This window comes from Rhodococcus sp. MEB064, from assembly GCF_000834565.1.
Taxonomy (GTDB): domain Bacteria; phylum Actinomycetota; class Actinomycetes; order Mycobacteriales; family Mycobacteriaceae; genus Rhodococcoides.
In genome coordinates, this window is sequence record NZ_JXQS01000008.1 from 50,997 (window position 1) to 65,508 (window position 14,512).

The 14,512-nt window shown below is 67.4% G+C and carries 12 protein-coding genes and 1 riboswitch; of the genes, 3 read left to right on the forward strand and 9 right to left on the reverse strand.

Annotation, left to right across the window (positions count from 1 at the left end; all coding sequences use genetic code 11):
• Positions 1-45: 45 nt before the first annotated feature.
• Positions 46-170, reverse strand: a riboswitch (SAM riboswitch).
• A 195-nt stretch (positions 171-365) separates the two neighbouring features.
• A complete protein-coding gene (locus RU01_RS03515) occupies positions 366-1,619 on the forward strand; it encodes an MFS transporter (protein WP_197074678.1) in 1,254 nt (417 codons plus the stop codon).
• Between the two features lie 19 nt (positions 1,620-1,638).
• On the forward strand, positions 1,639-2,466 hold the full coding sequence (locus RU01_RS03520; RefSeq protein WP_082042862.1) for an exodeoxyribonuclease III: 828 nt from the start codon (positions 1,639-1,641) through the stop codon (positions 2,464-2,466).
• Between the two features lie 45 nt (positions 2,467-2,511).
• On the opposite strand, the gene araA is transcribed toward RU01_RS03520, so the two are convergent.
• The 9 genes from araA to RU01_RS03565 all read right to left on the reverse strand — a co-directional run bounded on the left by araA (position 2,512) and on the right by RU01_RS03565 (position 13,426).
• On the reverse strand, positions 2,512-4,038 hold the full coding sequence (araA, locus tag RU01_RS03525; protein WP_042573127.1) for an L-arabinose isomerase: 1,527 nt from the start codon (positions 4,036-4,038) through the stop codon (positions 2,512-2,514).
• 76 nt (positions 4,039-4,114) lie between these two features.
• Positions 4,115-4,792 carry an L-ribulose-5-phosphate 4-epimerase gene (locus RU01_RS03530; protein ID WP_042573128.1) on the reverse strand — a complete coding sequence of 226 codons (678 nt, stop codon included), beginning with the start codon at positions 4,790-4,792 and terminating at the stop codon, positions 4,115-4,117.
• On the reverse strand, positions 4,789-6,474 hold the full coding sequence (gene araB / locus RU01_RS03535; protein WP_042573129.1) for a ribulokinase: 1,686 nt from the start codon (positions 6,472-6,474) through the stop codon (positions 4,789-4,791). Before araB ends, RU01_RS03530 begins: the two co-directional genes overlap by 4 nt.
• Positions 6,461-7,489, reverse strand: coding sequence for a LacI family DNA-binding transcriptional regulator (locus RU01_RS03540; protein ID WP_042573130.1), 1,029 nt, complete (start codon positions 7,487-7,489; stop codon positions 6,461-6,463). Before RU01_RS03540 ends, araB begins: the two co-directional genes overlap by 14 nt.
• A complete protein-coding gene (yjfF, locus tag RU01_RS03545) occupies positions 7,486-8,523 on the reverse strand; it encodes a galactofuranose ABC transporter, permease protein YjfF (protein ID WP_082042863.1) in 1,038 nt (345 codons plus the stop codon). The genes RU01_RS03540 and yjfF overlap by 4 nt, the downstream gene beginning before the upstream one ends.
• A complete protein-coding gene (locus RU01_RS03550) occupies positions 8,516-9,607 on the reverse strand; it encodes an ABC transporter permease (protein WP_231568586.1) in 1,092 nt (363 codons plus the stop codon). Before RU01_RS03550 ends, yjfF begins: the two co-directional genes overlap by 8 nt.
• Complete coding sequence (locus RU01_RS03555) at positions 9,604-11,262, reverse strand: sugar ABC transporter ATP-binding protein (protein ID WP_042573131.1); 1,659 nt, start codon at positions 11,260-11,262, stop codon at positions 9,604-9,606. Before RU01_RS03555 ends, RU01_RS03550 begins: the two co-directional genes overlap by 4 nt.
• Before the next feature lies 1 nt (position 11,263).
• Positions 11,264-12,250, reverse strand: coding sequence for an ABC transporter substrate-binding protein (locus RU01_RS03560; RefSeq protein ID WP_042573358.1), 987 nt, complete (start codon positions 12,248-12,250; stop codon positions 11,264-11,266).
• Between the two features lie 129 nt (positions 12,251-12,379).
• Positions 12,380-13,426 carry an aldose epimerase family protein gene (locus tag RU01_RS03565; protein WP_042573132.1) on the reverse strand — a complete coding sequence of 349 codons (1,047 nt, stop codon included), beginning with the start codon at positions 13,424-13,426 and terminating at the stop codon, positions 12,380-12,382.
• Positions 13,427-13,467: 41 nt separating this feature from the next.
• Here RU01_RS03565 and trpS point away from each other — a divergent pair, with 41 nt between their 5' ends.
• A complete protein-coding gene (gene trpS, locus RU01_RS03570; RefSeq protein ID WP_042573133.1) occupies positions 13,468-14,511 on the forward strand; it encodes a tryptophan--tRNA ligase in 1,044 nt (347 codons plus the stop codon).
• Position 14,512: the final 1 nt, after the last annotated feature.

Sequence of the window (14,512 nt, forward strand, 5' to 3'; positions counted from 1 at the left end):
ATGGTGGAAACCTCCGAGGTGCCGGTCGGTGGGCCCGAGGGATCGGGCCCGCGCTTGCTCTCGCTCCGCACGATCACGGACCGAGTAACCCGGTCATCACCCGGGGCACCCCACCGCGGTTGGAGGGTTGCCGGCCAGCAAGCCGGGGCTCGATGCTGGCGCTCATGACCTTGGCAGGAATGGTAGCGGGTCGTTCCCGGGAGTCGGAAGGGTGGCCGAACTCACGGTCGTTCGATTGGCGAATGACCTGGCCGGGGTTCAGACTGGAACACGCGAAGGCGCCTTTCGGGGCGCCTTGTTCGTTTCACGGGTCCTTACCTTCTGAATCGATCATGAACCGCACCGCCGACCACGAAAGAGAGCTTGTGACACCCCCCTCCGTCGCTTTCGACGTCCTCCCGTCCGCACCCGCCGCGGCACCTGCCGTGCCGGATCGGCAGCGTGTCCGTCGTCGACGCGTGGCGATGTCGGCGCTGGCGCTCGGCGGCTTCGGTATCGGCACCACCGAGTTCGTGTCCATGGGTCTGCTCCCCGACATGGCGACCTCGATGTCGGTGTCCGAGCCCAGCGCGGGCCACCTCATCTCCGCCTACGCACTCGGCGTCGTCGTCGGCGCCCCCGTGATCGCGGCACTGGCGGCGCGGGTTCCTCGCCGCATCCTTCTCCTGGCCTTGATGGTGGCGTTCACGCTGGGCAACCTCGGCACCGTCTTCGCGCCGAGCTTCCACGAACTGATGGCGTCTCGATTCGTCGCCGGGTTGCCGCACGGCGCGTACTTCGGCGTCGCGGCGCTGGTCGCGGCACACCTCGCCGATCCCGGCAAGCGCGCCAAATCGGTGGCGATGGTGATGATGGGTCTGTCCGTCGCCAACGTGGTGGGTGTTCCTGCCGCGACGTGGATCGGTCAGGCCTTCGGGTGGCGCAGCGCGTTCGGCATCGTCGCGGTCATCGGAGCGCTCACCGTCACCGCGCTCGCAGTGTGGTTGCCTCGCCTCGACTCGATGCCGACCACGGACACCAGAACCGAGCTCGGAGCGTTCCGCCGCACCCAGGTATGGATGACACTGTTCGTCGGCATGGTCGGATTCGGCGGCATGTTCGCCGTCTACACCTACATCGCGACCACGTTGACCGACGTGTCCGGCCTGTCCAAGGCAGCTGTTCCCGTTGCGCTGATGATCTACGGACTGGGCATGGTGGCCGGCAACTTCCTCGGTGGATGGATCGCCGACCGCATGCTGGTTCCCGGTCTGTTCCTCGCCATGACCTCGGTCGCGGTGAGCCTGGCCGTGTTCGTCGCGGCGGCGCACAACCCGGTCACCGCGCTGATCGTCGTCTTCCTCATCGCAGCCTCCGGGTCCGCGATCGTGCCCGGTCTGCAGACGCGTCTGATGGATGTCGCCGCCGATGCGCAGACGCTGGCAGCCTCGCTGAACCACGCCGCGTTCAACTTCGCGAACGCTCTCGGCGCAGCTCTCGGCGGTGCCGTCATCGCCGCCGGCTTCGGATACACGGCCCCCGCCGTGGTCGGTGCGGGCCTGGCGATAGCCGGTATCGCCGTCCTCGCCACCTCCGTCGCCATGCAGCGACGGACGGACGCCCGGGCAGTAGTGGTCTGAGCTCGGATACGGTTCTCCGGTGTCTCACACCATCACCTCGGTCAACGTCAACGGCATCCGCGCCGCAGTGCGTAAGGGAATGCTCGACTGGCTCGCGACGTCCGGCGCGGACGTGATCTGCCTGCAGGAAACTCGCGCGACCGACGACGAAGTCCTGTCCTGCCTCGGCCCCGCGCTGGACGGTGGCAGGCAGGGTGCAGGGTGGCACCTGGTGTCCGCGGAGCCGTCCGTGAAGGGACGCAACGGGGTAGCAATCCTGTCGAGGACGCCGGCCGAATCGATCCGAATCGGCTTCGGTGACGCCGAATTCGACGATTCGGGCCGGTACATCGAGGCGCGTTACCCCGCGGTCGGCGCCGATCCTGCCGTCACCGTCGCGAGCCTGTACCTGCCCTCGGGCGAGGTGGGTACCGAGAAGCAGGCGTCGAAGGAACGATTCATGGCAGCGTTCGCGCACCACCTGGACGTGTCGGGATCGTCGGGCGAGCACCACGTCGTGTGCGGCGACTGGAACATCGCGCACACGGAGCTGGATCTGAAGAACTGGAAGGGGAACCGGACCAAGTCCGGCTTCCTTGCGTCGGAGCGCGCGTGGCTGGACTCGTTCATCGGCGAGACCGGAGCCTGGACGGATGTCGTGCGAGCACTGCACCCGGACCAGGACGGTCCCTACAGCTGGTGGTCGTACCGCGGCAAAGCCTTCGACAACGACGCGGGATGGCGCATCGACTATCAGATGGCCACCACCGACTACGCCGACCGAGCGAAGGACGCCGTGGTCGAACGTGCCGACAGTTACGACCTCCGATGGTCGGATCACGCGCCGGTCACCGTCGTGTACCGCTAGACCGCCGGCTCGGCGGTCACCTCCGGCGACGCGGCGCGTGATCCGTCAGAGCGCCGCTGCGAGCCGGTGGTATGCCGCGTTCCAGCGCAACGTGCGCTGGAAGCCCCTCGTTGTCGTGTCGGCGTCGATGGTGAGCAGTTCCACGGCGATCATGTCCGAGAATGCTTCGAGCACAGCGATATCGAGCGCGGTGCTCATCACGGTGTGGTGCGGTGCCCCGGCGGTCAGCCACGATTCCGCGGACACCGACAGCGACGGCTCGGGCTTCCACACCGCGCACGCCACCGGCAGCTGGGGCAGTGCCTCGTCGGGCTCGACGACTTCGACGACGTTGGCCGTCAGGCGGAACCGTTCACCGACGTCCGACAGTCCCACGATGATGCCGGGGCCGGGATCCGCGGTGAACCGCATGCGCACAGGGTCTTCGCGGCCGCCGATGGAGAGCGGGTGGATCTCCACCGTGGGCCGCGACGTGGTGATGGACGGGCACACCTCGAGCATGTGAGCGCCGAGAATCTTCTCCTCGCCGGGAACGAGATGGTAGGTGTAGTCCTCCATGAAGGACGTTCCGCCGTCCAGGCCGGCAGCCATGGTCTTCATGGCGCGCAACAACATCGAGGTCTTCCAGTCGCCCTCTCCGCCGAATCCGTAGCCGTCGGCCATCAAACGCTGCACGGCCAGGCCGGGCAGTTGTCGTAGCCCGCCGAGATCCTCGAAGTTGGTGGTGAAGGCTCCGAATCCACCGTCGGACAGGAACTGCCGCATTCCGGCTTCCACGCGCGCGCCGTAGCGCAGCGACTCGTGACGGTCACCGCCCGGCCGCAGTTCGGAGGCGACGTCGTAGACGTCCACGTATTCGGCGACCAGATCGTCGATCGCACTGTCGCCGACGCCGTCCACCACCTCCACGAGGTCGTTCACCCCGTAGGTGTTGACCGAGACACCGAAACGCAGCTGCGCCTCGACCTTGTCGCCCTCGGTGACGGCGACGTCGCGCATGTTGTCGCCGAAGCGGGCGAGCTTGAGTGTGCGCATCTCCGCGCGACCGATCGCTGCGCGGGCCCACTGGTCCACCCTCGTGACCACGGTCGGGTTGTCGACGTGCCCGGCGACCGTGGTGCGCAGCACGCCGACTCGCGACTGGATGTGGCCGAACTCGCGATCACCGTGCGCAGCCTGATTGAGGTTCATGAACTCCATGTCGATGGTGGACCAGGGCAACGACATTCCCGCTTGCGTGTGCAGGTGCAGCAGCGGCACGTCGAGTGCGTCCAACCCTGCGATCCACATCTTCGCGGGGGAGAAGGTGTGCATCCACGTGATCACACCGATGCAGTCGGCGGCAGCGTTGGCTTCGCGCATCTGCGTCAGGATCGACGACGCGTCGAGAAGCACCGGCTTCCAGACCACGCTCACGCTCAGCTTCGCGTCCAGTTTGTCGGCGATCTCGCGGGACTGGGTGGCGACCTGGTCGAGAGTCTCGGGGCCGTACAGGCCCTGGCTGCCGGTCAGGAACCACACCTCCGGACGGGCTGTGCCGGAGACCGGGGTGGACGTGGATGCAGCGGACATGGGGAGAACCTCCTGTGCCGTCCGCGGATCGCGGCGGCGAGAACGGGTGGAGCGGAAAGTGGAGACGGTCTGTCGATCAGCGCTGGCCGTACACGTTCTGATATCGCTCGTGCAGGGCGTCGACCGCGGCGGGCGGGATGCGCAGCGGTTGGCCGAGTTGGTGCGCGAGGTGTACCGACCGGGCGACGTCCTCGCACATCACGGCCGCCTTCACGGCGGACCGAGCGGTCGGGCCGACGGCGAACACACCGTGGTTCTGCATGAGGACGGCCGGTGACCGGCTCTCCCGGAGCGTGTCGACGATGCCCCGACCGATCGAGTCGTCGCCGATGGCGGCGAACGGTCCGACCGGGATGTCGCCGCCGAACTCGTCCGCGCACATCGTGGTGACGACGGGGATCGCCTGACCGCGCGCCGCCCACGCCACCGCATAGGGCGAATGCGTGTGGACGACCGCACCGACGTGGTCGAGGTGTCGGTAGACGTACGCCTGGGCCTGCGTGTCGGACGACGGAGCATGGTCACCCTCGACGACGGCGCCGTCCAGGTCGCACACCACCATGTTCTCCGGTGTCAGGTCGTCGTAGGAGACCCCGCTGGGTTTGATGACGAACAGGTCCTGTCCCGGCACCCGCGCGGAGACGTTGCCGGCCGTCCACACCACCAGTCCGTACCGCACCAGTTCGGCGTGCAGTGCGCAGACGTCACGGCGCACGGCGGTGACCGCGGTGCGGACGTCGTCGACGATCGTCATCGTGCGGCCGCCTTCCGTGCCAACGCGTCGCCGCGGAGCGATCGGAGATGTCTCATCGTGGATACGTCCTTACCGAAGTGGTCGTGGAGTTCGGAGTACACGGCGAACAGGGCGTCGTACGCCTCGGATCGCGCGTCGTCGGGCACGTAGGCGCCTCGGCGTACGCGTCCCATCGACTTCGCCGCCGTCGGCACGTCGAGGTAGCAGCCGGCGGCGACGGCCGCGTGGATGGCCGAGCCCAAGGCGGGGCCCTGGTCGGAGCCGATGACGGACAACGGCATCCGCAGCACGTCGGCGTAGATCTGCATCAGCAGCGGGTTACGGGCGAGGCCTCCCGCGACGACGAATTCCTCGACGGGCACCCCGCTGGCGCGGAACGTCTCGACGATGACCCTGGTGCCGAAGGCGGTGGCCTCGAGGAGCGCACGGTAGATGTCCTCGGGGCGCGTCGCGAGTGTCGTACCGACGACGAGGCCCGAGAGTCGGTGGTCGACGAGGACCGACCTGTTGCCGCTGTGCCAGTCGAGAGCGACGAGGCCATGTTCTCCCACCTCCTGCTCGGACGCCAACCGGGTCAGGTGATCGTGGATCGATTCCCCGACGGCCTCGGCAGCGTCCCGGTAGTCCGCCGGAACGCCGGTGCGCACGAACCATCCGAAGATGTCGCCCACCCCGCTCTGTCCCGCTTCGTATCCGTAGGAACCGGCGACGATGCCGCCGTCGACCACTCCGCACATTCCCGGAACCTCGCGCAGCACATCGGCACTCATCACGTGACAGGTCGACGTACCCATGATCGCCACCATGCGGCCGGGTTCCACCGCCCGCGCCGCGGGGGCGGTGACGTGCGCGTCGACGTTGCCGACGGCGACCGCGATGCCCTCGGGCAGGCCGGTCCATCCGGCCGCCTCCGCGGTCAGCGTGCCTGCGCGCGAGCCGAGTTCGCCGATCGGCTGGTCGAGCTTGTCCTCGACGAAGGAGCCGAAGCCCGGAGCGAGTTCGGTGAGGAACTCCGCCGACGGGTACTTGCCGTCCTGCAGGATTCCCTTGTAGCCGGCGGTGCAGGCGTTGCGGACGTACGTGCCGCACAGTTGCCACACGATCCAGTCCGCGGCTTCGACCCACCGATCGAGCGCGTCGTAGATCTCGGGATCTTCCTCGTGGATCTGCAGTGCCTTCGCGAACTCCCATTCGGAGGAGATGAGCCCGCCGTATCGGGGGAGCCACGTCTCGCCGCGTGATGCGGCGAGCGCGTTGATGCGGTCCGCCTGGCCCTGCGCAGCGTGGTGCTTCCACAGTTTCACGTAGGCGTGCGGACGGTCGACGAAGCGTGGGTCCTCGCAGAGCGGGGTTCCGTCGGCGAGGGTGGGGACCATGGTGCACGCGGTGAAGTCCGTGGCGATGCCGACCACCTGCTCCGGCCGCACGCCGGCGGACGCGAGAGCCGCCGGCACGGCGTTGCGCAGAACGTTGCGGTAGTCCTGCGGAACCTGCAGTGCCCAGGCGTCGCCCAGAGGGACGTTCCCGCCGGGGAGGGTGGATTCGAGGACGCCGTGTTCGTAGTCGTGGACCGCGGTGCCCAGTTCGGCTCCGTCGGACACGCGCACCACGACGGCGCGTCCCGACAGGGTTCCGTAATCGACTCCGACGGTATAGGTCTCGGTATGGTCAGCCGTTGTCATGGCGCTCTCCTGGTGTGGTGCTGCTCGCTCGGACGATCAGCTCGGGTTCGATGCGAGTCTCGGGGGTCGGTGTGTCGTCGAGAGCCGCGCGCAGTATCTCGATGGCTCGACGACCGACCTCGGTGAAGTTCTGTCCGACAGTGGTGAGTGGGGGAATCAGGTAGGCGGCCTCCGGGATGTCGTCGAAGCCGACCACGCCGACGTCCTCGGGTATGCGGCGCCCGCTCTCGTGGAAGGCTCGCAGAAGTCCCAGCGCCATCTGGTCGTTCGCGCAGAACACCGCCGACACGGAGGTGTCCGATGAGAGGCGCAGGCCGCACTCGTATCCACTGCGCGCGGACCAGTCGCCCCGCAGCGGAGGTGTCCACGGCAGACCGTGCTCGTCGAGGACGTCCTGCCATCCCTGCTCGCGGGCGCGGGACTCGGCCCATCCGTGCGGTCCGGCGAGATGGACGATCTTGTGGTGGCCCGCGTCGACGAGGTGGCGGGTGGCCATCCGCGCGCCACCCTTCTGATCGACGCCCACGGTCCAGCGCGAGGTGAGCGGGTCGCCCTCCACCACGACGACAGGAACGACGGACTCCTCCGAGCGGGCCGCGGCGACCGCGTCGTCCGTCGCGGCGATGAGCACGATTCCCTCGACGCCCTGGTCGTGCAGATGGTGCATCGCCGCGACCAGCTCCTCGCGGGACAGCGTCGAGAGGCTGACCGCGCTGACGGAGTAGCCGGCCTCGCGAGCGGCGCTCTGCACGGTGCGGTGCGTCGCACTCGGTCCCCAGAACCCGAGCTTCGAGCCGATGATGCCGATGGTCGCGGACTTCTTGGTCACCAATGCTCGTGCGGCGCGGTTGGGGCGGTACCCCAACTGGTCGATGGCCTTCTGCACTCGGTCGCGAGTCTGGGGTCGTAAGTTGTTCTGACCGTTCACTACCCGAGAGACCGTCTGGTGCGAGACGCCGGCGAGCCGCGCGACGTCGGCCATGACGGGGGCGCGCCCGTCGGCCTCGGTCGTCATGTCCGCCGCCGCATGCTCAGCAGTCGCTGAGCGACCACGAAGACCAGGAGCAACGCGCCCACGGTGATGCGGGTCCACCAGGAGCTCAGGGTCCCGTCGAAGGCGATGAAGGTCTGGATGGCGCCCAGGATCAGCACACCGACGACGGATCCGAGGACGTAGCCACGTCCACCGGTCAGGAGAGTGCCACCGATGACCACGGCGGCAATGGCATCGAGCTCCATTCCGACGGCATGAAGGCTGTAGCCGGACAGTGCATAGAAGGCGAAGAGCAGACCGCCGAGAGCGGCGCAGAAGCCGCTGATCGCGTACACGCCGACTTTGACGGCCGCGACGCGCAAGCCCATCAGGACGGCGGAGGCCTCGTTGCCGCCGACGCCGTACACGGAGCGGCCGAAGCGGGTGCACGCCAGCACGTAGGCGGCGACGGCGACCGTGACGAGCGCAATGACGACGGACCACGTGACGGAGTAGCCACCGGGGAGTTCGACGACGCCGAACGCGATGGCGCTGAACGTGGAATCGGTGATCGGAATCGACTCGACACCGATCATGTAGCAGAGGCCGCGGGCGAGGAACATGCCCGCGAGGGTCGCCACGAAGGGTTGGATCTGCAGATAGTGCACCAGGATTCCCATGGTGGTGCCCAGCAACGTTCCGCACAGGAGCACCGTGGCCATGACCAGGATCGGGGACCAGCCCAGTTGCAGTGTGCGAGCGGCGATCATCGTCGAGAGGGCGACGACGGATCCGACGGAGAGATCGATACCACCGGTGAGGATGACGAAGGTCATGCCGACGGCCAGCACGATCAGGAACGCGTTGTCGATGAAGAGGGACAGGAACAGTTGGGGGTCGGCGAAACCGGGGTAGCGGATCTCGCCGATGCCGAACAGTCCCACGAGAAGGGCGAACGTCGCGATGACAGGAAGGAACCGCGAGGGCGGCGAGTACCGGCGTACGCGGTCCCAGGTGCCGTGGCTCGTCGCCGGAGCGGGTGATCCGGTGGGAGGGTGCGTGAGCAGGTCACTCATGAGCGCGGGCCTTCCGGCCGGTGGGGCGGAGCGTACGCAGAGAGGCACGGGCGCGGGGTGACTGCAGGAGGCAGACGACGATGATGACGAGTGCCTTGAAGAGGTAGTTCGCCTCGGACGGAATGCCCACGTTGGTGATGGTGCGAGTCAGCGTTCCGATGAGGAGCGCACCGACGACGGTGCCGGCGAGGGAGAACCGTCCACCGGTGAGGGCGGTGCCGCCGATGACGACGGCGAGGATCGCGTCGAGCTCGATCCACAGACCGAGACTGTTGGCGTTCACGGAATTGGTGTTGGCGGCGATGATCAGGCCCGCGATGCCGGCGCACAGCGCGGCGAACACGTACACCGTCCAGACGATCGTTCGCGACCGCACTCCGGCGAGCCTGCTCGCTTCGGGGTTGATGCCGACCGCCTCGACGAGCATTCCGAGCGCGGTGCGGCGCGTGATCAGCACGGTGACGGCCACGACGGCCAGAGCGATGAGCAGCGCGACCGGCAGGCCCAGGACGATGCCCGAGGCCAGGAACCCGAAGGCGCCGTCGGCAACGGTGGTGATCTGACCGTCCGTCACCAGCATGGCGAGACCGCGGCCGGCCACCATGAGCACCAGAGTCGCGATGATGGGTTGAATGCCGAAGACGGACACCAACAGTCCGTTCCACAGTCCTAGCAGGAGGCAGGCGCCCAGTGCCCAGGCGACGGCCATGATCACGGTGGAGGCGGCGCTCTCGTCGGGTGAGGCGACGATCCGAGTACACGCGACAGCCGCCGCGATGACCGCGACCGCACCCACGGACAGGTCGATGCCCCGGGTAGCGACCACCAGCGTCATGCCCACGGCCACCAGGATCAACGGGGCCGAGTTGCGGGCGATGTCGACAGGATTGCCGAACACGCCGCCGTTGACGATGCGGATGTCGAGGAAGCCGGGTGTGACGATCACGTTGATCACCACGAGCACCAGCAGGGCGATCAACGGCCAGAAGACCGGGTGGGACGGAAGCGATCTGATGCGGGACGGCGCGGGGCGGTCCGGCGTCGGCTGCGAGGGTGTGGGTGTCACACCCAGGGTGGCGGTCACGGTGCGAGGCTCCTGTCTGCGGCGTCGACAGGCGCCGAGGTGGTCTCGACGACCTCGTCGGTGCGTGTACCGGCGGCGATGGTGGCGAGAACGTCACCGACGGATACGCCGTCGTTGACGCGTTCGTCGATCTTGCGGTGATCGCGCATGACCACGATGCGATCGCTGAGCCGCAGGATTTCCTCGAGCTCGGCGGAGATGAACACGACGGACATTCCGCGCGACGCGAGATCGGCGACGAGCGACTGGATCTGGGCCTTGGCGCCGATGTCGATCCCGCGGGTGGGTTCGTCCAGGATCAGCAGTTCCGGTTCGGTGACGAGCCACCGGGCGAGCAGCACCTTCTGCTGGTTGCCGCCGGACAGGTTGCGCATCAACGCATCCGGATCGCTGGGTCGGATGTCGAGTGCGGTGATGTACTCCTGCACCAACCGAGCGCGCAGGGAGCGGGGGATGGGTCGCATCCAGCCTCGCTTCGCCTGCAGAGCGAGCATCATGTTGTCGGCCACCGTGAGGTCGCCGACGACACCGTCCGCCTTGCGGTCCTCGCTGGTGAGCGCGACCCGCTGATCGACGGCGTTGCGCGGGGTGCGGAACCGCCGCGAGACGGCATGCACGGTCATGGATCCGCTGTCGGAACGGTCGGCACCGCCGAGAAGTCGGGCGAGCTCGGTCCGCCCGGACCCCAGCAGCCCGGCGACACCGACGACCTGCCCGGCGTACAGACGCAGATCGGTGGCCTCGAGGGCGCCCTTGCGTCCCACGCCGAGCACTTCCATGACCGGTTCGCTGGAGGAATCCACGACGACGGGCGCGCGGTCGTCCAGCCGGTCGAGCAGATCGAGCTCGCGCCCGATCATCAGCTGGACCAGCTGCAACTGCGGAGTGTCGGCCACCATGCGTTCCTCGACGAAGCGGCCGTTGCGCAGGATCGTCATCCGATCGGCGATCCGGTAGATCTGATCGAGGAAGTGGGAGACGAAGACGACGGCGGTGCCGGCGGACCGCAGTCGTTCGATGACGCCGTAGAGCGTCTCGACCTCGTCCTTGTCCAGGCTCGACGTCGGCTCGTCGAGGATCAGCACGCGGGCGTCGACGTCGACGGCGCGGGCGATCGCGATCAGCTGCTGGACCGCGATGGGGTGATCGCCGAGGACCGATGACGGGTCCACGTCGAGCCCGAGGCGATCGAGTGTGGCGCGGGCGCGGCGGTTCATCGCGCGGGTATCGATGCCGCCGATCGCTCGGAGTGCCGAGCGCACGGCTGCCGGCGCCGCGGAGAACCTGTCGGCGCGACGCGGTTCGCGTCCGAGCAACATGTTCTCCGCGACCGTGAGGTTCGGGAGCAGGTTCACTTCCTGGTAGACGGTGCTGATACCGGCGGCCTGCGCGGCGGCGGGAGTCGCGAACTCCTGCTGCGTCCCGCCGACCGTCACGGTGCCGCTGTCGATCGAGTAGACCCCGGTCAGGGCCTTGATCAGGGTGGACTTGCCGGCTCCGTTCTCGCCCATCAACGAGTGCACCTCTCCCGGGAACAGGCGGAGAGAGACACCGTCGAGGGCGCGAACGGCTCCGAACGTGATGGAGATGTCCTTCATCTCCACGATCGGCGCTGTGGCCGTCGAGCGCGGCGGAACGATCACCTCCATGCTCATGTCAGTACTGGCGGTCGGCGAGCACGGATGCTGCCTGGTCGCGGGTGAACGTGGTCTCCTCGGTGACAACGCGCTTGGGCACCTCTTCGCCGTTGACGACCTTCTTCGTCAGGTCCATCAATTGCGGTCCGAGCAGCGGGTTGCACTCGACGATGAAGTCGATCTTGCCGTCGGCGAGTGCCTGCATGCCGTCCTTCACCGCGTCGACGGTGATGATCTTGATGTCCTTTCCGGGGACAAGTCCGGCTGCCTCGATGGCTTCGATGGCACCGAGGCCCATGTCGTCGTTGTGGGAGTAGACGACGTCGATGTTCTTGTCGGAGTTGAGGAACGACTCCATGACCTGCTTGCCGCCGTCACGCGTGAAGTCACCGGTCTGCGACGCGGAGATGGAGATGGACGGCTGAGAGGAAATGGCGTCGCGGAAGCCCTCGGCGCGGTCGATCGCCGGTGCTGCGCCGGTGGTGCCCTCGAGTTCGACGACGTTGATGCGGCCGTCGGCGTTCACGTCGGACGTCGCGCTGTTCTGCACGAGCCAGTCGCCGGCCTTGACGCCCTCGGCGACGAAGTCGGAGCCGAGGAAGGTGGCGTAGAGAGACTCGTCGGTGGTGTCGACCGAACGGTCGGTGAGGATCACGGGGATATTGGCGCGCTTGGCTTCCTGCAGGACGGGTTCCCACCCGGTCTCGACCACGGGGCTGAAGGCGATGACATCCACTTTCTGCTGGATGTAGGTGCGGATCGCCTTGATCTGGTTCTCCTGCTTCTGCTGGGCGTCGGAGAACTTGAGGTCGACGCCGGCGTCCGTCGCCGCGCTCTGGATGGACGTCGTGTTCGCGGTCCGCCAGCCGCTCTCCGCACCCACCTGGGAGAAGCCGAGCACCGTTCCGCCGCTCGAGGAATCACCACCGCTACTACCGCACGCACTCAGGGCCAAGGCTCCGCTCACCAACAGCACACTCGCCGCTACGACCTTCTTCGACGCCATCATGTTCTCCTCCGTCGTCGCCACCTCGTGTGACGCGTGACACAGAGTGTGAGCGTTAACATTGGACCGCGTCAAGGCTTTGGCAAACATTGACCACGAGAAATGTGAACGCTCACATCGGCGCCCTGTTCAGAGTCCGTCGGCGCTGCCGAATCGGTACTCGGTGACCCACCGGTAGGTCTCGCCCGGGCGCAGCACCGCGGACGGGAACGTGTCGTGATGCGGGCTGTCGGGGAACAGTTGAGGCTCGAGAGCAATCCCGTCTCCCTGGCGGATCGCGCGTCCCCGCCGGGAGACGGTGCTCCCGTCCAGGAAGTTGCCCGTGTACACCTGCAGTCCGGGCTGATCGGTCCAGATCTCCAGCGAGGTCGCGGAGACGCCGGAGATCAGTCGAGCGGCCCGGCGCAATCCGTCGTCGGCGAATTTTCCGTCGAGCACGTAGTTGTGATCCACGCCCCGTGTCGCGAGGACGTGGGGGTCGTCCGCGCGGGAGACGTCGCCGAGGCGACGTGGCGTGCGCAGGTCCAGTGCTGTCCCGCTCAGCTCGGCAGTGCCCCCGGTCGGGATGCCCGCGGAGTCCACCGGAACGAAGGCAGCCGCGTCCACCTGCAGCGTGTGGTCGTCGATGCCCTCACCTGCCAGATCGAAGTACGCGTGGTTGGTCAGATTGACCACGGTCGGCTTGTCCGTCACGGCGACGAGTTCCAGGCGCACCGTGGACGGTCCCGCCGTGACGCGCGCTCGGACGCGCAGCTCGCCGGGGTATCCCTGGTCGCCGTCCGGGCTGACCAGCTCGAGCTCCACCGAGTCCGTTGAACGATCGACGACGGTCCATGTGCGGGAGTCGAAACCGTCGATCCCGCCGTGCAGGTGGTTGTCCCCGTCGTTGAGTGTCACCTCGACGTCGGTGCCGTCGAGCTCGAAGCGTCCCCCGGCGATCCGATTGGCGTAGCGGCCCACGGTGGAGCCGAGGTAATCGCCCGAGGCGCGGAGCCCCGACTCGTCCGCGACACCGACCAGCACGTCACGACGTCGTCCGTCTCCACCGGTGACGGACATGCGCTGAAGGGTGGCACCGAAGGGCAGGACGTCGACCTCGATCCCCGGGGCGGATCCGATGGTCACGGCGTCGGGGGAGGTGGTCGCGCGGTCGTAGCCGTCGTATCCGGGAGTCATCGCGCAGACGTTACGGGCGGAGGTGATTGAATCTGTAGATCATGACGACGGACACGGCGACCGACAGTCCCTCGACCACGCGGCGGCAACGAGTGCTCTCGGGCATCCAGCCCACCGCGGACTCGTTCCATCTGGGCAACTACCTCGGCGCGGTCCGGCAGTGGGTCAAGCTGCAGGACGAGTACGACGCGTTCTACTTCATCCCCGACCTGCACGCCATCACGGTGCCGCAGGATCCGAAGGAACTGCGGGCCCGCACCCGTCGCGCGGCAGCGCAGCTTCTCGCGGTCGGAATCGACCCGTCCCGTTCCACTCTGTTCGTGCAGTCGCACGTGCCGGAACACGCGCAACTCGCGTGGGTCCTCAACTGCATCACCGGTTTCGGTGAGGCGGGCCGCATGACGCAGTTCAAGGACAAGTCGGCCAAGCAGGGGAGTGACGCGACGAGTGTCGGCCTCTTCACCTATCCGGTTCTGCAGGCCGCCGACATCCTGCTCTATCGACCTCAGCGTGTCCCGGTCGGCGAGGACCAGCGTCAACATCTGGAACTGACGCGAGACCTGGCCCACCGCTTCAACACCCGCTTCTCCAAGACCTTCGTGGTTCCCGAGGCACACATCGTCACCGGCATCGCGAAGATCTACGACCTGCAGGACCCCACTGCGAAGATGAGCAAGTCCGGGTCGGGCGTGTCGGGGCGCATCGACATCCTCGACGACCCCGCGGTGTCGGCCAAGAAGATCCGGTCGGCCGTCACGGACAACGAGCGGGAGATCCGGTTCGACACCTCGACCAAGCCGGGTGTCAGCAACCTGCTCACCATCCAGTCCGCGCTGAGCGGCACACCCGTCGCGGAACTGGTCGAGGGTTACGTGGGCAAGGGTTACGGTGACCTGAAGGCCGATACCGCGGACGCTGTGTCGGCGTTCGCCACGCCGGTGCGTGCAGCATTCACCGAGTACATGAACGACCCGGCCGAACTGGACCGGCTGTTGCAGGTCGGGGCCGAGCGCGCACGCTCGATCGCCTCGGCCACACTCGCGCAGGTGTACGACAAGGTCGGATTCCTTCCACCGAAAGGCTGAG